The following is a 17,508-nucleotide window of genomic DNA, read 5'->3' as shown; positions in this document are numbered from 1 at the left end:
TGCAGTTAGAAGTTCTCTGTCTCGTTGCCCGGCAGCGAGAAGTCGTCGTCTTCGTCGTCGTCAAAGGAGCCATAGCTGGCCGCCAGCGTGGCTGCCGGCAGAACAGAAGTCGGTCCGGGAACAGGATTGCCATTCTCGTCGATCTTCATGCCCAGCGACAGGCCCATCTGAGCCAGAATTTCCTTGATCTCGTTCAGCGACTTGCGACCGAAGTTCTTGGTCTTCAGCATCTCGGCTTCTGTCTTCTGGATCAGCTCGCCGATCGTCTGAATACCCGCGTTCTTCAGGCAGTTGTAGCTGCGGACCGAAAGCTCCAGCTCCTCAACCGAACGGTTCAGGTTCTCGTTGCGGATCGCAGGCCCATCCACACCGCTATCCAGACCCGTCTCCAGCTCTTCTTCAAAGTTGATGAAGATCGTCAGGTGGTCCTTCAGCAGCTTGGCAGCCAGGCCTACGGCGTCCGCCGGAAGCACGGTTCCGTTGGTCCAAACCTCGAGGGTCAGGCGATCGTAGTCGGTGATCTGGCCCAGACGGGCAGCATCCACCGCGTAGTTCACCTTGCGAACCGGGGAATGAATCGAGTCAACCGGGATAAATCCAAGACCCAGATCGGAGTCGAAGTTCTTGTCAGCCGAGACATAGCCACGGCCGCGCTTCAGACGCATCTCCATGTCGAGCTTGCCGCCCTCGGAGACCGTCGCGATGTAGACATCCTTGTCCAGGATCTCAACGTCGCCATCAGCTTCAATCATGCCGGAGGTAACAACGCCCGGCTGGTCCACATGCAGGTACAGAGCCTTCGGGCCGTCGCCGTTCAACTTGAACGGGATCTGCTTCAGGTTCAGAATGATGTCCGTCGCATCCTCGACCACACCGGTGATCGACTGGAACTCGTGCAGAACACCTTCAATGCGAACAGCGGTCACGGCCGCGCCCTCAATGGAGGACAGCAGCGTGCGGCGCAGCGCATTGCCAATGGTCGTACCGAAGCCGCGTTCAAAAGGCTGTGCGCTGAACTTACCGTACTTCTCTGTCAGGGTCTCGCTATCGACTGCAAGACGCTTGGGCTTTTGGAAACCTCTCCAAAGCATGTGTTTATCCTTTCTTCCGGCTGCCGTCCGCGAAGCATTCTGCGGTCCGGGCGGGTGTTGCGGTTGAGGTATTCAGTTGTGAAGTTCAGCGAAGGAGCTACGCCGCAATCGCGCAGCGCAGCTCCTCAACTATTACTTCGAGTAAAGTTCGACGATCAGCTGCTCGTTGACCGGCAGCTGGATGTCCTCGCGCTTCGGCAGAGCAATCACCTTGCCGGAGAGGTTGTCGCGGTTGATCTCAAGCCAGCTGACCTGCGACTGACCCGAAGCAAAGTCCTTTGCCGTCTCCAGCAGAACAAGCTTCTTGGCCTTCTCGCGGATCTCGATCACATCGCCTACCTTCACCTGGAAGGAAGGAATGTTCACCTTGCGGCCGTTGACGGTCACATGACCGTGACGAACAACCTGGCGGGCCTGGCGGCGCGAGATCGCAAAGCCAAGGCGGTAAGCCACGTTGTCCAGGCGGGTCTCAAGCTGCTGCAGCAGCAGCTCGCCGGTAACACCGGTCTTGCGGCTGGCCTTCTCGTAGTAAGCGCGGAACTGGCCTTCGAGGGTGAAGTAGATACGCTTTGCCTTCTGCTTTTCACGCAGCTGCAGACCGTAGCCAACAATCTTGGCCTTGCGGTCGCGGCCATGCTGGCCAGGAGCAAAGTTGCGCTTCTCGATCGGGCACTTCTCGGTGAAGCACTTCGGTCCCTTGAGGAAAAGTTTCATTCCGTCGCGGCGGCAAAGGCGGCAGACGGGTCCAGTATAACGAGCCATTTCTGATCTCCAGACTTCGGGTGTCGATCGTTTTACACGCTGCTCAGAGCGCTTCAATCACGATCCAGTGATACAGCTTCTAGCTCTTAGCTATTAGCCACCAGCTAAAAGCCGGAGACTAACAGCTAAGAGCTGTGATTTCTTATACGCGGCGGCGCTTCGGCGGACGGCAGCCGTTGTGCGGGATCGGCGTGACGTCACGGATGCTGCGGACCTCAAGGCCAGCGGCAGCCAGTGCACGAACAGCCGACTCACGACCCGAACCCGGGCCGGCGACGCGGACATCAACCGAGCGGAGACCATGATCGCGCGCCATATTGGCAGCGTTCACAGCGGCCTGCTGTGCGGCAAACGGGGTTCCCTTACGCGAACCACGGAAGCCCAGCGAACCCGAGCTCTTCCAGCTAAGCGTGTTGCCCTGCTGGTCGGTGATGGTGACGATAGTGTTGTTGAACGAAGCCTGAATGTGGACCAAGCCGTACGGCACATTCTTGCGTTCGCGCTTCTTGAACTTCTTATTCTTACCGGCCTTGCCGGCTGCGCTCTGCTGCTTTGCCATGGCTTACTTGGTCGCTTTCTTCTTGCCGGCAACCGTGCCCTTGCGGGGGCCCTTACGGGTGCGGGCGTTGGTGTGGGTACGCTGACCGCGAACCGGCAGGTTGCGGCGGTGGCGAATACCACGGAATGACTGGATCTCCATCAGGCGCTTGATGTTGAGCGAGACTTCCTTGCGGAGATCGCCCTCAACCGGGCTGCCCTGCTCAATGGTCTGACGGATGCGGTTCAACTCATCTTCGCTCAGGTCCTTCAGCTTGCGGAGGGGATCGATTTCCGCAGACTTCAGAATGCTGATCGCACGAGAGTCACCGATGCCAAAGATGTAAGTAAGCGAGATCCGAACCTGCTTGTTAGGAGGAAGATCTACGCCAGCAATACGTGCCATCTGGTTTCCTTCTCTTCATGTGCTTCTGGACGACTTCGCCCGGAGAAGCGGTTATGGCAGCTTGTTCCCGGGGTTCATCGCACGCCTTGACTTCGGCGAACTCGCCCCATAGTGGGAAAGCTACAGTTTCTTTGCCCTGCGGCAGTGTCCCGGGCGATTAGCCCTGGCGCTGCTTATGCTTGGCGTTTTCGCAAATCACGCGCACCACACCACGGCGGTGAACGATCTTGCACTTGTCACAAATCTTCTTTACGGATGCACGAACCTTCATTGCAGCTCCCTAGTTGTTAGTTATCAGCTCTTAGTCGCTCGTTGCGCGTTACTCACAACTCACAACTAACCACCAACAACTGCCTTACTACTTGTACCGGTAGACGATGCGCCCGCGGGTCAGATCATACGGGCTCAGCTCTACCGCAACACGGTCGCCAGGCAGGATGCGGATGAAGTTCTTGCGCATGCGGCCCGAGACATGAGCCAGCACCTGGTGCTTATTCTCCAGCTCGACCTTGAACATGGCATTGGGCAGCGTCTCTACGACCACTGCCATGACTTCAATCGCGTCTTCCTTCGACAAACCGTCTCCTTTACAACTGCTACCGGAGTCTCCCCCGGCGTTCCTGGACCATATGGTCCAAAACCTTGATCTACCGCGTCAACACCAGGGGGCCGCTTTCCGTAATGGCCACCGTGTGCTCAAAATGCGCGCTCAGGCTGCCGTCGACGGTGACCGCGGTCCATCCGTCCTTCAGCACCTTCACTTCGTGCGTTCCGGCGTTGATCATCGGTTCAATCGCCAGAACCATACCGGCCCGCAGCTTGGTTCCCTTGCCGCGCTTACCGTAATTTGGAACCTGCGGCTCTTCGTGCATGCTTTTGCCGATGCCGTGTCCCACAAAATCCCGTACGACGCCATATCCTTCGGCTTCGCACATCTCCTGCACCGCCGCGCCGATATCACCCAGCGTTGCGCCAACCTGGGCCTCCTGGATCGCCTGCTCCAGGGAAGCCTTGGTTACATCCAGCAGCTTCCGCGCGCTCAAGGAGAGCTTCCCTACCGGGTAGGTCTCCGCCGCATCGGAATAAAATCCATCGACGATCACGCCACAATCCACGCTGACGATATCGCCGTCCTTCAGCACCGTCTTGGGCGACGGCATTCCGTGCACGACCTGCTCGTTGACCGAGGTGCACAGGCACCACGGATAGTCGTGGTAGCCCTTAAACGCGGGCTTGGCTCCAAGCTCCGCAATCTTTGCTTCCGCCACACGCTCCAGATCCAGCGTCGAGACGCCGGGCTTCACCGTCTGACGGATCACTTCATGTACCTGGCGAAGGATAATCCCCGCCTGCCGCATCTTTTCAATCTCTTGCGGCGTTTTGATCATGATTGCCATCGTTCCGTTACTGCCCTTCGCTTCCTCTTAGCCGCGCAAGCGCAGCCACAATCTTCTCGGTAACCACTTCGACTGGCTGGTCACCGTCTACTGCTTCAAATCGCCCGAGAGCGCGGTAGTGTTCGATCACCGGAGCCGTCTGCGCATCGAAAACCCGCATGCGCTCGGCAAACTTCTCTTCCGTGTCGTCTGCCCGCTGTTCGAGAGCCGCACCATCCTTGTCGCACTTCCCCTCCACCAATGGCGGATTGAAATGAACGTTATAGATGGTCTGACATACAGGACAAGTCCTTCTGCCCGTAATACGGCCCAGTAATTGAGTATACCCAACTTCGATACTGACGGCAACGACCGGAAGCCCAGACTCGTCCTTCCCCAGGTACTCGTCCAGCCACTTGGCCTGCGGCAGAGTCCGGGGGAAACCATCCAGCAGATATCCGCGCTTCGTATCCGGCTGAGCCAGGCGGTCCGCAACCATCTGGTTGACTAGCTCATCGGGAACCAGGTGGCCGGCCGAAACCAGCTTCTGGAACTCCTTGCCCATCTCCGAGCCGCCCTTGATGTTGGCCCGGATGATGTCACCGGTCGAGATTTGGGGGACACCCCAGGCCTGCATCAGAACCTGGGCCTGGGTTCCCTTTCCAACTCCCGGCGCGCCTAGCAGCAGAACGGGGCCGGATACAAACTCCGGCTGTCCCGGAGAGGTCACGCATTCCATCTCGTTACCAGCTCCGGCGTCCGCGGATGCGGCCACTCTTCGGCGTAAAGCCATCGTAGTGACGCATGATCAGTTGCGATTCGATCTGGTTGACCGTATCCATCGCCACACCGACAACGATCAGCAGCGAGGTTCCACCGAAGTAGAACTGCACGCCCATACCGTTCGTTACCCAGGTCGGCAGCTTATCGAAAACACTGCCTATCAGCCACAGGTGATTCAGGTGAATACCCGAGATCAGGAACTGCGGAATGATGGTGATGATGATCAGGTACAGAGCGCCGACCAGCGTGATGCGGGTCAGAATGTCGTTCAGGTAGTCGCTGGTGCGGCGGCCCGGACGAATACCCGGAATAAAGCCACCGTACTTGCGCATGTTGTCCGCAATGTCGTCCGGACGGAAGACGATCGAGATGTAGAAGTAGGCGAAGAAGATGATCGCGGCAAAGAACAGAATCTCGTACCACGGCTCGCCCGGCTTCAGACCTTCGGTCAGAATGCGCAGGAACTTGGTGTTCTGCACCCATGCGGCATTGGCAAACAGCAGCGGAGCCGACAGGATGGAGCTGGCGAAGATGACCGGCATCACGCCGCCGGAGTTCACCTTCAGCGGCAGATGCGTCGACTGTCCGCCCATCAGGCGGCGGCCGACGATACGCTTGGCGTACTGCACCGGGATGCGACGCTCAGAACGCTCGACCCACACGATGAAGGCAACCACGGCGATCATGCCGGCGACCAGGATCAGCAGGGCGACCGGAGTGAAGGCACCCCAGGCGCGGGTCTGTGCCTTCTCCCACAGGTCCTGAATGCCGCGCGGCAGGCCGACAACAATACCCGTGAAGATCAGCAGCGACATACCGTTGCCGATACCACGCTCGGTAATCTGCTCACCAAGCCACATGATAAAGGCGGTACCGGTGGTCAGCGTTAGAACCGCCATCAGAATGAAGGGCCACTTGCCGATCGTCACCATCGGAGCGCCGGTCTGCGTGCTGGTCAGTGTCAGGCCGATGAAGAACGACTGCACAATGGCCAGCAGTACCGTGAGGTAGCGGGTCCACTGGGTAATCTTGCGGCGGCCAACTTCACCTTCCTTCTGCAGCTTGGCCAGCGGCTCATAGATCACCGTCAGCAACTGGAAGATGATCGATGCCGTGATGTACGGCATGATGCCCAGGGCGAAGATTGTCAGCTTGCGGAGATTGCCGCCCGAAAACAGGTCGACCAGACCAAGCGCGGAGCCGGAGTTCTGCTGGAAGTACTGCTGCAGCAGGTCGGCATTGATGCCCGGCGTGGGGATATGCGCACCCAGACGGTACACCGCGAGCAGGCCAAGCGTAAACATCACACGCTTACGCAGGTCAGGGATACGGAAGATGTTGAGGAACTTATCCAGCATCAGAGAGTGAGGCCTCGAAAATAGTACGGGTGAGAGAAAAAGCCCGGCCAATGGCCGGGCCCGTAAACACTAGCCCAGGACGATGGCCTTACCGCCGGCCTTCTCGATAGCTTCCTGCGCGGCCTTGGAGAACTTGTGCGCATGGACCGTGACCGCAGTGGTGATCTCACCGTTGGCCAGCACCTTCACAAGGCCGTTCTTCTTGGCAATGCCAAGCGCCTGCAGCTTTTCGATGGTCAGCTCGGTCTCGTTCAGCTCGGCAATGCGATCCAGGCCAAGAACCGTGTACTCCACGCGGAAGATGTTGGTGAAGCCACGCTTCGGGAGACGGCGGTGCAGCGGCATCTGGCCGCCTTCAAAGCCGCGCATGGAGCGCGAACCCGAACGCGAACGCTGCCCCTTGTGACCGCGGGTCGAGGTCTTGCCCATACCCGAGCCCATACCGCGGCCGACGCGCTTCTTGTTGCTATTGGCACCCTTCGGTGCATGCAGATTCGAAAGATTCTTTGCCATGATGTCCTCGCTCAACGCCACCTGGAAGCTTTCATGCCGAAACATGAAGTTCTCCCGGATGACTCGCATTTAATTCGGGGCGATGGTGAAATTCTACCTTGCCCCGGGTTGGCACGCGAAGCGTGCTTAATTCGTTAGTTCTCTTCCACGATCCGCACCAGGTGCGGAATCGCCTTGACCATACCGCGGATCGAGGGGGTGTCCTCGCGCTCAACGATCTGGTTCAGACGGGTGAAACCCAGGCCCTTCACAACGAGCTTGTGCTTGACCGGCGTGGCAATCTTGGAACGGTAGTACTGGATCTTGATGGTGTTTGCCATGGTTTAGAGCTCCTCAACGGCCTTGCCACGGAGGGCGGCCACTTCCTGCTTGTCGCGCAGTTGCGTCAGGGCATCAAACGTCGCCTTGATCACGTTGTGCGGGTTGGCAGTACCAAGCGACTTGGTCAGAACGTTCTGCACGCCAGCCGAGGTCATCACAGCGCGAACCGCGCCGCCGGCGATAACACCGGTACCTTCGGGAGCCGGCTTCAGCAGCACGTGGCCCGAACCAAAGCGGCCCAGCACCTGGTGCGGAATCGTCGTCTGCGTCAGGTTGATACGGACCAGGTTCTTCTTCGCTGCCTCGATACCCTTGCGGATAGCCTGGGGAACTTCCTTGGCCTTGCCCGAGCCGTAGCCAACCACGCCTTCGGCGGGGTCGCCTACAACTACGAGAGCGGCGAAGGACATGTTCTTACCACCCTTGACGACCTTGGTCACGCGGTTGATCGCGACGACCTGGTCCTTCAGGTTCAGCTTATTGGCATCAATCTTCTTCTTCAGAGTTGCCATTAGTTTTCCTTCAATTCCTTCCGGGCTTCGTTATGAGCCCTAAACCTTGTTTAGAACTCGAGGCCCGCTTCACGGGCAGCATCGGCCAGAGCCTTGATGCGGCCGTGATACAGGTAACCGCCACGGTCGAAGACCACCTTCTTGATGCCCTTCTCCTGGGCACGCTCAGCGATCAGCTTGCCAACAGCCTTGGCTGCCTCAACATTGCCGCCGGACTTCTTCTCTTCACCCTTCTTGGTGACCGTCGAAGCCGAAGCAATCGTGACGCCGGTGCTGTCGTCGATCAGCTGGGTGTAGATGTGGTCCAGCGAACGGTAAACATTCAGGCGCGGACGAACCGTTGTACCCGAAATCTTCTCGCGGATGCGGGTGTGAACCCGCTTGCGGATGACATTGCGCTCTCTCAGTTGAATCATCTTTTTATCTCCTAATGGCGGGGGCGCCCTGCACCCCCGTTCGGTTTACTTAGCGCCGGTCTTGCCGACCTTCTTCTTCAGCTTTTCGCCCGTGTAACGGACGCCCTTGTTCTTGTACGGATCCGGCTTGCGCAGCGAGCGCATGTCCGCCGCAACCTGGCCAACCTTCTGGCGGTCGATGCCGGCAACGGTGATATGCGTCTGCTTCGGGTCAATCGTAACCTCGATGCCGATCGGCAGGGGGAACTCGATCGGATGCGAGTAACCCAGCGTGAACACCACCATGTCCTTGCCCTTCATCTCGGCGCGGTAACCGATGCCGACGATGTCCAGTTCCTTCTTCCAGCCATTGGTCACGCCCTCAACAGCGTTGAACACAAGAGCGCGGGCCAGACCATGGAACGCTGCCTGCGAGTCGCTCTCACGCTCGGCGGTCAGGACTCCGTCCTTTTCCACCAGCTTGATGCCCCCAGGCAGAAGCGCATTGACCGTGCCCTTCGGGCCGGTCACTTCCACAACATTGCCGTTCACCTTGTACTTCACGCCGGAAGCGAGAGCAATCGGCTTCTTTCCAATACGAGACATTTCAATTCCCTTTAGCGGCTTGCGAGTCGCGGAGCACATACGTGATCCGTTCCACTGCAGCCCGGCTACTTTCGTCGCCGTCGTACTCAGACTTCTCTCCGGGGCACGGCCCCGGCCTGAACTTTTTGCGTCACTGCGACCGGCGCAAAGCGCTCAGCCGCCGTGCGCACAGCCTTACCAGACGTTGCAGAGCAGCTCGCCGCCGACGCCTTCCTTGCGCGCCTGACGACCGGTCATCAGACCCTTCGGGGTCGTGATGATGCAGATGCCCAGACCACCCTGAACGCGGCGGATCTCGTCACGGCCCACATACACGCGGCAACCGGGACGCGAAACGCGCTGCAGATCCAGAATGGCAGCCTCGTTATTCGCGCCGTACTTCAGATACACGCGCAGAATAGCCTTGCCCTCTTCTTCCGAGGTCTTGTAGTTGGCGATGTAGCCCTCTTCCTTCAGGATGCGGGCAATCTCGGCCTTCAGCTTCGAGGCGGGAACGTCCAGCTTCTGGTGACGGGCGCGGATCGCATTGCGAATACGCGTCAGGAAGTCTGCTACTGGGTCAGTCAGGTTCATCGTTTCTCCTTCATCCCCCGTTCGCTGCCTTCTGCAGGCAGAACCAGCGGAGATGTTATGGCTGGGTAAGGTCTCTCACTCCAGCCGAATCTTGTCTTACGCCCTGTGGGCGCGTTTGCCTGGACGGCCAGTCCTTACCAGCTGGACTTGACGACGCCTGGAATCTCACCCTTCAGAGCCAGAGCGCGGAAGCACAGACGGCAGATACCGAACTTGCGCAGGAACGCCCGGGGGCGTCCGCACAGCTGGCAGCGGTTGTGCTTGCGGCACTTGAACTTGGGCTTACGAGCGTCTTTTACAGCCTTTGCAGTCGTTGACATAATCTTTTCCTATTCCTCTGTCCCTTAGTTCTGCCGGAAGGGCATGCCGAAGTGCTTCAGCAGCGTACGTGCGCCGTTGTCATCCTTGGCCGTCGTCACAATGGTGACGTTCATGCCCTTCAGGCGCTCCACCTTGGAGTAGTCGATTTCGGGGAAGATCAACTGGTCACGCAGACCGAGCGTGTAGTTGCCACGGCCGTCAAAGCTCTTGGCCGAAACACCCTTGAAGTCGCGCACGCGCGGGAGAGCGATCGTGATCAGGCGGTCCAGAAACTCGTACATCGAGTCGCCGCGCAGAGTCACCATCGCACCGATGGCCTGGCCCTCGCGAACCTTGAAGGCCGCGATGGACTTCTTAGCCTTGGTCAGAACCGGCTTCTGGCCGGTGATCTGCGCCAGGTCGGAGACCAGCGGATCCATGATCTTCGAGTTCTGGGTCGCTTCGCCCAGACCCATGTTGATAACAATCTTGTCGAGCTTCGGCACGGCCATCACGTTGGTGATGCCCAGATCCTTCTGAACCGCCGACTTCAGCTCTTTGACGTACTTCTCTTTCAGACGTGCTGCCATTGTGCTCTTCTCTTTCTCACGGTCCCGGGGTGGGCCGAAGCCCGTTTACCGTTGCGTGGGGTGAACCAGTTGTACGTTATTAAGTTGCGTGTTCTGCGTTTTCACTCACAAGACCAGAACACGCAACTCACAACTCATTTACTTCTTCTTCGGCGCCAGGGTCTCGCCGGTGGTCTTGGCATAGCGCTCACGCTTGCCGTCGACAAGACGGAAACCAACGCGGGTCGGGTTGCCCTTGCCGTCTACCAGCATCACATTCGAGATGTGGATCGGAGCTTCCTGCTCGGCGATGCCACCCTTGATATTGCGCTGCGGGTTCGGCTTGACGTGCTTCTTGATCATGCCAACGCCCTCAACCAGAACGCGATTCTTCTCGTTGATGATGCGCAGGACGCGACCCTTCTTGCCCTTGCTCTTGCCGGCGATCACGATCACCGTATCGTTGCGCTGAATATTTGCCATACCCTTGCTCCTTGTCCCGTACGCGCTGCTGCGCATGACAGGCCTCGGCGATGAACTGCGCCGGTCAGTTTAATTTCTTAGTTTGTTTTGACGGGAAACATCAGGCACTTGCACGCCCTGGTTTGTCCGAAAGCCCTGGTCGCAGCTGGGTCCCCTTTGGGGGTCAGTGGTCACCAAAACCAAACGATAAGAGGTACTGCGAAAAACCTTGTATAGGTTACCCTAAAACGCGAAAAAAGTCATCGGCTGATTCAAGAGCCCTCGAGCTCCCGAACCAGCCGCTTCCAAAAGCTAGATGACCTCTGGAGCCAGCGAGACAATCTTCAGGTACTTCTTGTCACGCAGTTCACGTGCCACCGGTCCAAAGACGCGGGTGCCTACCGGCTCGCCTGCATCGTTGATCACCACTGCGGCATTCTGGTCAAAGCGGATGTAGGTGCCATCCTTGCGGCGCGATTCCTTGCGCAGACGCACGATCACGCACTTTACAACCTTGCCCTTCTTCACGGTGCCATCCGGAGCGGCTTCCTTCACCGCTGCCGTGACCACGTCGCCAAGGCCGGCCTTCTTCCCCAGGCCACCGCCGAGCGGCAGGATTACCTGCAGACGGCGTGCGCCGGAGTTATCGGCCACATCAAGAATCGTTCTCATCTGAACGGACATCTTCGTTCTCCTCAGTCAGCCCGCTGGCCGTTTGCCACGGGCTTCTTGTCGTTCGGGCCGGAATTACTCAGCCGCGGATTCCTTGGCGTCGGGCAGCTGGGCCAGGGCCGAGCGGCGGACAATCTCTTCCAGCGCCCAGCGCTTCAGCTTGCTCGTAGGACGAGTCTCGCGGATGCGAACCACGTCACCCACGCGGGCTGAATTCTGCTCATCGTGCGCGTAGAACTTCTTGTTGGACTTCACAACGCGCTTGTACTTCGGGTGAGCCTTACGCATCTCAACCGAAACCACGATGGTCTTCTGCATCTTGGTCGAAACTACCTGGCCGACCTTCTCATTGCGGCGCGTCGCCTGCTCGTTCTGCTGTACTTGGGTCTCTGCCATGGGTTAGTCCTTCTTCGCTGCTTTCTTGGTTGCCTTCTTGGCGGTCTTCTTCGCCGGCTCGGCCGAAACCTCGACCGTTGCGGCGCCACGGACGCCCAGCTGGCGCTCACGAGCAATCGTCTTCATGCGAGCGATGTCCTGCTTCAACACCTTCAGCTTCTTTACGCCCTCGTTATTGCCCAGCGAGCGCTGAAAATTCAGGCGGAACAGCTGCTCGGCGGCCTTGTCGGCCTCGGTCTTCAGCTCCGCATCGCTCAGATTCCGAATCTTGTTCAGTTCCATAACTCTTCTCTCTTATCCCGTCGTCCGCTTACTTGGCGGCGACAACCTTCACGTCGTGGCGCTGCACGAAGCTGGTCTTCAGAGGCAGCTTGTTGGCCGCCAGGCGCATGGCTTCCTTCGCGATCTCGGGCGCTACGCCCTCCATCTCGAACAGGATCTTGCCGGGGCGAACAACCGCGACCCAGTGATCCAAAGCACCCTTACCGGAGCCCATTCGGACTTCGGCCGGCTTCTTGGTGATCGGCTTATCCGGGAACAGACGCAGCCATACCTTGCCACCGCGCTTGATGAAACGCGTCATTGCAATACGGCTGGCCTCAATCTGGCGGTCCGTAATGTAACCGCACTCCATGACCTTCAGGCCGAAATCTCCGAAGCTCAGCGTAGAGCCGCGCCATGCCTTACCGCGCATCTTGCCCTTTTGCTGTTTCCGGAACTTAACCTTCTTTGGCATCAACATAGTGAAACCCTCTTCTTAGCTGCTGGCCCTTAGCTTTTCGCTGTCAGCCAGCAATACTTGTTTCAAATTCGTTCTTCGCTAGCGGCTAACAGCTAGCCGCTAGCGGCTGTCTTTAGAACACGCCCGTGGTCGTGCCCTGCTCGCGGCGCTTCTTCTGCTCGTAGATATCGCCACGGTAGATCCACGTCTTGACGCCGATCACACCATAGGTCGTGCGAGCTTCAGCAAAGCCGTAGTCGATGTCGGCGCGCAGCGTGTGCAGCGGCAGACGACCCTGCAGATACCACTCAGAGCGGGCGATTTCGTTACCGTTCAGACGGCCCGAAACACGCACCTTGATGCCCTTGCAGCCAAAGCGCAGCGCCGAGTCAACGCTCTTACGCATCGCGCGGCGGAAGCTGACACGCTTCTCCAGCTGCAGCGCGATATTCTCGGCTACCAACTGAGCGTCCAGCTCAGGCTTGTTGACCTCGAGGATGTCAATAAACACCTCGCGGTTGGTGCGCTTCTGGATATCGGCCTTCAGCTTGTCGATCTCCGCGCCCTTTCGGCCAATGATGATACCCGGACGAGCCGTGCGGATGATCAGACGCAGCTTGTTGCCAGGCCGCTCCACTTCAACCGAGCTGACGCCTGCAGCCTTCAGCTTCTCGCGCAGCTCAGCCTTCAGCTTCACGTCCTCGACCAGCAGCTTGTCATAATCGCGCTCCACGAACCAGCGCGACTTCCACGGCTTGTTTACGCCGAGGCGAAATCCGTAAGGATGGACTTTCTGTCCCATAAGCTATCCCTTCACTCCATGCGCGCCGGTCCATCTATTCGGCCGGTCGCGTTCAAATCGGTAAATCGATCCCTGACTACTTCGCAGCCTTCTTGGCCGCGGCCTTCTTCGCCGGAGCCTTCTTGGCGGCCGTCTTCTTGGCTGCCTTCTTCGGGGCTGCTGCCTTCACCGCCGGAGCCTCGGAAGCTGCTGCCGAAGCCGCAGACTTCTTCTCCGCTACCGTCACGATGATGTGCGCGATGCGACGCTGGTAGCGATACGCACGGCCCATCGGGGCAGGACGGATACGCTTCATGCGAGGACCTTCGTTCGCCACAGCCGACTTCACGTACAGGTTGTCGACGTCCAGGTCAAAGCCATGCTCCTGGCTGAGGTAGTTGGCGTTCTGTACTGCCGAACGCAGTACCTTCTCCACCAGCGGAGCGACGCGCTTCTTGGTGAACATCACGGTCGTCAATGCCGCCTCAACACGCTTGCCCTTGATCAGATCCAGCACCAGCTTGGCCTTCTGCGGGCTGGTCCGCTGGAACTTCGCTTCTGCGCGAAACTCGCGGGTCTGTTCTGCTGCCTGTGCCATAACTCTTCTCTCTTATCTCTGTCGGGAGCGCCTTGAAGACGCTCCGCTGATCGCTACTTCTTCGCTGACGACTCAGACTTCGCCACGTGGCCCTTGAAGGTACGTGTCGCAGCAAACTCACCCAGCTTGTGACCGACCATGTTCTCGCTCACATACACAGGAATGAACTTCTTTCCGTTGTGCACAGCAATCGTGTGGCCGACAAACTCCGGGTAGATGGTCGAACGGCGAGACCAGGTGCGGATGACCTTCTTGTCATTCGCCTGGTTCTGGCTTTCAACCTTCGTCATAAGGTGGGCATCGATAAACGGGCCCTTCTTCATCGAACGTGCCATATCTCTAATCCTCGCCTTTACTTGGTCCGGCGGTTCACGATGAAGGCATCGGTCCGCTTGTTGTTACGGGTCTTGTAACCACGGGTCGGCTGACCCCACGGCGTTACAGGATGACGGCCACCGGAGGTCTTACCCTCACCACCACCGTGCGGGTGATCGACGGGGTTCATCGACACACCACGGTTGGTCGGACGGATACCGCGCCAGCGGTTCGCACCGGCCTTACCGATCGTCACGTTCTCGTGATCGGTGTTGCCCACCTGGCCTACCGTCGCCATGCACTCCACCAGAACCTTGCGGGTTTCGCCGGAGGGCAGCTTCAGCAGGGCATACTCGCCTTCCTTGGCCACCAGCTGGGCGCTCGAACCGGCAGAGCGCACCATCTGCGCACCCTTGCCTGGGCGAAGCTCAACGTTGTGCACCGTCGTACCGGCAGGAATGTTCTTCAGCGGAAGAGCGTTGCCGATCAGAATGTCGGCATCCGGTCCGCTCATGACCTTCTGGCCAACCTTCAGGCCAAGCGGCTGGATAATGTAACGCTTCTCACCGTCCGCATAGCTGATCAGCGCGATGCGCGAGCTGCGGTTCGGATCGTATTCGATGGTCGCAACCGTGCCCGGAACTCCGAACTTGTCGCGCTTGAAGTCGATGATACGGATCTTCTTCTTGTGACCGCCGCCAATGTGGCGCACGCTCAGCATACCCGTATTGTTGCGGCCACCGGTGCGCTTCTTGGTCGCCAGAAGCGGCTTGTACGGCTCGTTGGTCGTGATGTCGTCGTTCACCAGCTTCGTCTGGAAGCGCAGTGTCGGCGTAATCGGTCGAAATGTCTTGATCGGCATTGTCTCTGTTTCCTTGCCTTAAGCCAGCCGCATATTGTTTTCGCGACTGGCGTCTAGAATCGTTCGGTTGACTTCTTCCCTGCCGGGCTCAGCCCGCCTTACAGGTTGTCGATATAGTCCGGCATCTTCTCGCCGGCCTTCAGCTTCACGTACGCCTTCTTCCAGTCAGGGCGGTAGCCGGTAAACTTGCCGCGGCGGCGCTCCTTGCCTGCAACATTGCTCGTACGTACAGCGGCAACCTTCACCTTGAACAGTGCCTCAACGGCCTGCTTCACTTCGGTCTTGGTCGCCTCCGGGGCCACGTCAAATACCAGCGTCCCCTCGGTCTCCTTCACGCCCATGCCCTTCTCGGTAATCAGAGGGCGGCGAATCGTCGTATACAGGGTCGGCATTTATGCGACCTCCTTCACAGCAGGCTTGCGCTTGGATACGGTCTTCTTCAGCGTCTCCTGCAGAGCCTCAAGGGCATCCTTCGAGAACACTGCATGCTCGTAGCGCAGCAGATCATAGGGATGGACCTCGGAGCTCAGAACCAGCTCGACACCATCCAGGTTGCGGGAGCCGAGGTACACCGTCTCGGACAGCTTCTGGCCGGCCTCGACCAGAAGAGCGGTCTTCTTGGCATCCAGCTTGTCCAGAGCCTGGCGATACAGCTTGGTCTTGGCTTCCTTCGCCTCAAGCGTGTCAACCACTGTCAGCTTACCGTCCGCCAGCTTCGCCGCAAGAGCCGAACGTAGAGCGCCCATCAGCTTCTTCTTCGGGAACTGGTACTCGTAGCTGCGCGGCTGAGGTCCGTGTACCGTGCCGCCATGACGCCAGATCGGTGAACGCACCGAACCAACGCGGGCGCGGCCCGTGCCCTTCTGCTTCCACAGCTTCTTGCCGGAACCAGAAACAAGCTTCTTATTCTTCGTCGCGGCCGTTCCCTGGCGGATCGAAGCACGGTAGTGCTTCACGGCCTCCCAGAGCAACGCCTCATTCACTTCTGCGCCGAAGACTTCATCGGCCAGCTGAAAATCACCGACCTGCTCTCCGCTCAGATTCAAAACCTTGATGTTTGCCATCGTCTTTTCCTTTTGGCCTCGTTCCATTGCGAGGACCGTAACTTACTGTCTCTATCTCATCCCGCAGCCGGCCTAACTTCCTGCCCTGCAGCCAATGCTTGTTGCTTCTTTGCATTCACCGCGCCGGGAGTGTCGACCGAAGGTCACGTCCTCCCGGCGCGGCTAGAGCCTACTTCTTCTTACCGGCCGAAGCCTTCTTCGAAGCCTTCAGAGCGTCCTTGGTCGCCTCGCCGCCGAAGCCACGACGCTCACGCGGCGGAGCCTTGGCCTTCGAGATCAGAACATAGCCATCACGCGGTCCAGGGACAGCGCCCTCAACCATGATCAGGTTCTCTTCCACGTCGATTCCACGAATACGCAGGTTACGAACCGTCACCTGGTCCACTCCATAGTGACCCGGCATACGCTGGCCCGGGAAAACACGGCTGGGGAAGGACGATGCACCGATCGAACCCTGAATCTGGAACATGTGGCCGTGCGACTTGGGACCACCACCGAAGTTATGGCGGCGGACAACGCCCGCGAATCCACGGCCCTTCGAGGTTCCGATCACATCCACAAACTTCTCGTCGTTGAACAGGTCAACCAGGATACGATCACCGGCCTTTACGCCCTCGATCGCCTCGTTGCCGTCCACGGTTCCCTTCACCGTCTCAATCGCTACTTCACGCACGACCTTGACCGGGGGGACATTGTTCTTGGCAAAGTGGCCGGTCATCGGCTTGTTCACCTTGCTCGCCTTCACAAACTCCACCAGGCCGATCTGGGCGGCATCGTAGCCGTCCTTCGCCAGGGTCTTGAGCTGTGTAATCACGCACGGGCCAGCCTTCAGCACGGTAATCGGGTGAACCTCACCGCGATCATCGAATACCTGCGTCATGCCAATCTTCTTGCCCAGAATTCCAGTTACTGCCATTGTCTTCTCTCCTCATCATGCGCAGGCTTGGTTCCCTGTCGCACTGTAGGTTGTTGTCTCGGAATTTCAGCAACTTAGCTGAAATTCCTAAAGCTTTACTTGGTGACCGTCTTGATCTCGACGTCTACGCCCGCGGGCAGATCCAGCTTCATCAGCGCGTCTACTGTCTGCTGCGTCGGCTCCAGGATGTCGATCAGGCGCTTGTGCGTACGGATCTCGAAGGCCTCGCGCGACTTCTTGTCGACGTGGGGCGAACGCAGAACGCAGTACTTGTTCTTCAGCGTCGGAAGGGGAATCGGTCCCGCAACCTGCGCGCCGGTGCGCTTTGCCGTCTCAACGATTTCGCCAGTCGACGTGTCGAGCACGCGATAGTCATAAGCCTTCAGGCGAATCCGGATTCTCTGTTGTCCAGCCATGTTCTTCTCTTTCCTGCTTCAAAGATCTGGTTGAGGTGCGGCTGGTGATCTTTGACCCACCAGCCGCCCGTACTTCGTTTACTTGATGATCTCGGAGATGGCGCCAGCGCCGACGGTACGTCCGCCTTCGCGGATAGCGAAGCGGAGACCCTTCTCCATGGCTACCGGCGTGTGCAGCGTAACTTCCAGCTGAACGTTATCGC

General features: G+C 58.6%; 31 protein-coding genes. All 31 read right to left on the bottom strand.

All coding sequences use genetic code 11. From position 1 onward, the window contains the following. Positions 1–5 precede the first annotated feature (5 nt). Complete coding sequence (locus tag OHL13_RS05630; protein WP_263409156.1) at positions 6–1,091, bottom strand: DNA-directed RNA polymerase subunit alpha; 1,086 nt, start codon at positions 1,089–1,091, stop codon at positions 6–8. A 132-nt stretch (positions 1,092–1,223) separates the two neighbouring features. Then, on the bottom strand, positions 1,224–1,853 hold the full coding sequence (rpsD, locus tag OHL13_RS05625) for a 30S ribosomal protein S4 (RefSeq protein WP_263409155.1): 630 nt from the start codon (positions 1,851–1,853) through the stop codon (positions 1,224–1,226). Positions 1,854–1,995: 142 nt separating this feature from the next. Continuing rightward, positions 1,996–2,412 (bottom strand): 30S ribosomal protein S11, encoded by a 417-nt coding sequence (rpsK, locus tag OHL13_RS05620; RefSeq protein WP_147648565.1) that lies wholly within the window; start codon positions 2,410–2,412, stop codon positions 1,996–1,998. Between the two features lie 3 nt (positions 2,413–2,415). Next, a complete protein-coding gene (gene rpsM, locus OHL13_RS05615) occupies positions 2,416–2,796 on the bottom strand; it encodes a 30S ribosomal protein S13 (RefSeq protein WP_263409154.1) in 381 nt (126 codons plus the stop codon). Positions 2,797–2,953: 157 nt separating this feature from the next. Further along, positions 2,954–3,067 carry a 50S ribosomal protein L36 gene (gene rpmJ / locus OHL13_RS05610; RefSeq protein ID WP_013569699.1) on the bottom strand — a complete coding sequence of 38 codons (114 nt, stop codon included), beginning with the start codon at positions 3,065–3,067 and terminating at the stop codon, positions 2,954–2,956. Between the two features lie 87 nt (positions 3,068–3,154). Next, on the bottom strand, positions 3,155–3,373 hold the full coding sequence (infA, locus tag OHL13_RS05605) for a translation initiation factor IF-1 (RefSeq protein ID WP_263409153.1): 219 nt from the start codon (positions 3,371–3,373) through the stop codon (positions 3,155–3,157). A 70-nt stretch (positions 3,374–3,443) separates the two neighbouring features. Then, positions 3,444–4,193: a type I methionyl aminopeptidase gene (gene map, locus OHL13_RS05600; RefSeq protein ID WP_263409152.1), complete on the bottom strand. Its 750-nt coding sequence runs from the start codon at positions 4,191–4,193 to the stop codon at positions 3,444–3,446. A 7-nt stretch (positions 4,194–4,200) separates the two neighbouring features. Continuing rightward, complete coding sequence (locus tag OHL13_RS05595) at positions 4,201–4,911, bottom strand: adenylate kinase (RefSeq protein WP_263409151.1); 711 nt, start codon at positions 4,909–4,911, stop codon at positions 4,201–4,203. A gap of 4 nt (positions 4,912–4,915) precedes the next feature. Beyond that, the gene (gene secY, locus OHL13_RS05590; RefSeq protein WP_263409150.1) at positions 4,916–6,313 is read right to left on the bottom strand and encodes a preprotein translocase subunit SecY; all 1,398 of its coding nucleotides are present in this window, start codon (positions 6,311–6,313) and stop codon (positions 4,916–4,918) included. Between the two features lie 69 nt (positions 6,314–6,382). Beyond that, a complete protein-coding gene (gene rplO / locus OHL13_RS05585) occupies positions 6,383–6,826 on the bottom strand; it encodes a 50S ribosomal protein L15 (protein ID WP_263411615.1) in 444 nt (147 codons plus the stop codon). Between the two features lie 134 nt (positions 6,827–6,960). Further along, entirely contained in the window at positions 6,961–7,146 is a 186-nt protein-coding gene (gene rpmD, locus OHL13_RS05580) for a 50S ribosomal protein L30 (protein ID WP_263409149.1), read from the bottom strand. Between the two features lie 3 nt (positions 7,147–7,149). Next, positions 7,150–7,659, bottom strand: a complete 510-nt coding sequence (gene rpsE, locus OHL13_RS05575; protein WP_263409148.1) for a 30S ribosomal protein S5 — start codon at positions 7,657–7,659, stop codon at positions 7,150–7,152. A 50-nt stretch (positions 7,660–7,709) separates the two neighbouring features. Next, positions 7,710–8,075: a 50S ribosomal protein L18 gene (gene rplR / locus OHL13_RS05570; protein ID WP_263409147.1), complete on the bottom strand. Its 366-nt coding sequence runs from the start codon at positions 8,073–8,075 to the stop codon at positions 7,710–7,712. Positions 8,076–8,120: 45 nt separating this feature from the next. Then, complete coding sequence (gene rplF / locus OHL13_RS05565; RefSeq protein WP_263409146.1) at positions 8,121–8,660, bottom strand: 50S ribosomal protein L6; 540 nt, start codon at positions 8,658–8,660, stop codon at positions 8,121–8,123. Between the two features lie 174 nt (positions 8,661–8,834). Then, a complete protein-coding gene (gene rpsH / locus OHL13_RS05560; protein ID WP_263409145.1) occupies positions 8,835–9,233 on the bottom strand; it encodes a 30S ribosomal protein S8 in 399 nt (132 codons plus the stop codon). 134 nt (positions 9,234–9,367) lie between these two features. Beyond that, positions 9,368–9,553 (bottom strand): type Z 30S ribosomal protein S14, encoded by a 186-nt coding sequence (locus OHL13_RS05555; RefSeq protein WP_263409144.1) that lies wholly within the window; start codon positions 9,551–9,553, stop codon positions 9,368–9,370. A gap of 24 nt (positions 9,554–9,577) precedes the next feature. After that, positions 9,578–10,123, bottom strand: coding sequence for a 50S ribosomal protein L5 (gene rplE / locus OHL13_RS05550; RefSeq protein ID WP_263409143.1), 546 nt, complete (start codon positions 10,121–10,123; stop codon positions 9,578–9,580). Positions 10,124–10,261: 138 nt separating this feature from the next. Continuing rightward, positions 10,262–10,585 carry a 50S ribosomal protein L24 gene (rplX, locus tag OHL13_RS05545; protein WP_263409142.1) on the bottom strand — a complete coding sequence of 108 codons (324 nt, stop codon included), beginning with the start codon at positions 10,583–10,585 and terminating at the stop codon, positions 10,262–10,264. A 291-nt stretch (positions 10,586–10,876) separates the two neighbouring features. Then, entirely contained in the window at positions 10,877–11,248 is a 372-nt protein-coding gene (rplN, locus tag OHL13_RS05540; RefSeq protein ID WP_263409141.1) for a 50S ribosomal protein L14, read from the bottom strand. Positions 11,249–11,311: 63 nt separating this feature from the next. Beyond that, on the bottom strand, positions 11,312–11,632 hold the full coding sequence (rpsQ, locus tag OHL13_RS05535; RefSeq protein ID WP_263409140.1) for a 30S ribosomal protein S17: 321 nt from the start codon (positions 11,630–11,632) through the stop codon (positions 11,312–11,314). Between the two features lie 3 nt (positions 11,633–11,635). Further along, entirely contained in the window at positions 11,636–11,914 is a 279-nt protein-coding gene (rpmC, locus tag OHL13_RS05530) for a 50S ribosomal protein L29 (RefSeq protein ID WP_263409139.1), read from the bottom strand. Between the two features lie 28 nt (positions 11,915–11,942). Next, positions 11,943–12,374, bottom strand: coding sequence for a 50S ribosomal protein L16 (rplP, locus tag OHL13_RS05525; protein ID WP_263409138.1), 432 nt, complete (start codon positions 12,372–12,374; stop codon positions 11,943–11,945). Between the two features lie 112 nt (positions 12,375–12,486). After that, a complete protein-coding gene (gene rpsC / locus OHL13_RS05520; protein WP_263409137.1) occupies positions 12,487–13,155 on the bottom strand; it encodes a 30S ribosomal protein S3 in 669 nt (222 codons plus the stop codon). A 76-nt stretch (positions 13,156–13,231) separates the two neighbouring features. Beyond that, positions 13,232–13,732, bottom strand: a complete 501-nt coding sequence (gene rplV, locus OHL13_RS05515; RefSeq protein WP_263409136.1) for a 50S ribosomal protein L22 — start codon at positions 13,730–13,732, stop codon at positions 13,232–13,234. Between the two features lie 53 nt (positions 13,733–13,785). Next, positions 13,786–14,067, bottom strand: coding sequence for a 30S ribosomal protein S19 (gene rpsS, locus OHL13_RS05510; RefSeq protein WP_263409135.1), 282 nt, complete (start codon positions 14,065–14,067; stop codon positions 13,786–13,788). Positions 14,068–14,084: 17 nt separating this feature from the next. Beyond that, positions 14,085–14,909, bottom strand: coding sequence for a 50S ribosomal protein L2 (rplB, locus tag OHL13_RS05505; protein WP_263409134.1), 825 nt, complete (start codon positions 14,907–14,909; stop codon positions 14,085–14,087). 98 nt (positions 14,910–15,007) lie between these two features. Further along, the gene (locus OHL13_RS05500; protein ID WP_263409133.1) at positions 15,008–15,301 is read right to left on the bottom strand and encodes a 50S ribosomal protein L23; all 294 of its coding nucleotides are present in this window, start codon (positions 15,299–15,301) and stop codon (positions 15,008–15,010) included. Beyond that, complete coding sequence (gene rplD / locus OHL13_RS05495) at positions 15,302–15,973, bottom strand: 50S ribosomal protein L4 (RefSeq protein ID WP_263409132.1); 672 nt, start codon at positions 15,971–15,973, stop codon at positions 15,302–15,304. Positions 15,974–16,142: 169 nt separating this feature from the next. After that, the gene (gene rplC / locus OHL13_RS05490; RefSeq protein WP_263409131.1) at positions 16,143–16,889 is read right to left on the bottom strand and encodes a 50S ribosomal protein L3; all 747 of its coding nucleotides are present in this window, start codon (positions 16,887–16,889) and stop codon (positions 16,143–16,145) included. Positions 16,890–16,984: 95 nt separating this feature from the next. Further along, positions 16,985–17,305, bottom strand: a complete 321-nt coding sequence (gene rpsJ, locus OHL13_RS05485) for a 30S ribosomal protein S10 (RefSeq protein ID WP_147648591.1) — start codon at positions 17,303–17,305, stop codon at positions 16,985–16,987. 78 nt (positions 17,306–17,383) lie between these two features. Further along, positions 17,384–17,508 (bottom strand): EF-Tu C-terminal domain-related protein (locus tag OHL13_RS05480; protein ID WP_449649498.1); only part of this gene is annotated, 125 nt, incomplete at its 5' end.

The sequence above is a fragment of the Terriglobus tenax genome, assembly GCF_025685395.1.
In the GTDB taxonomy this organism is placed as follows: Bacteria; Acidobacteriota; Terriglobia; order Terriglobales; family Acidobacteriaceae; genus Terriglobus; species Terriglobus tenax.
The sequence above is the reverse complement of the archived record's forward strand: the minus strand, read 5'-3'. Positions and strand labels throughout refer to the sequence as shown.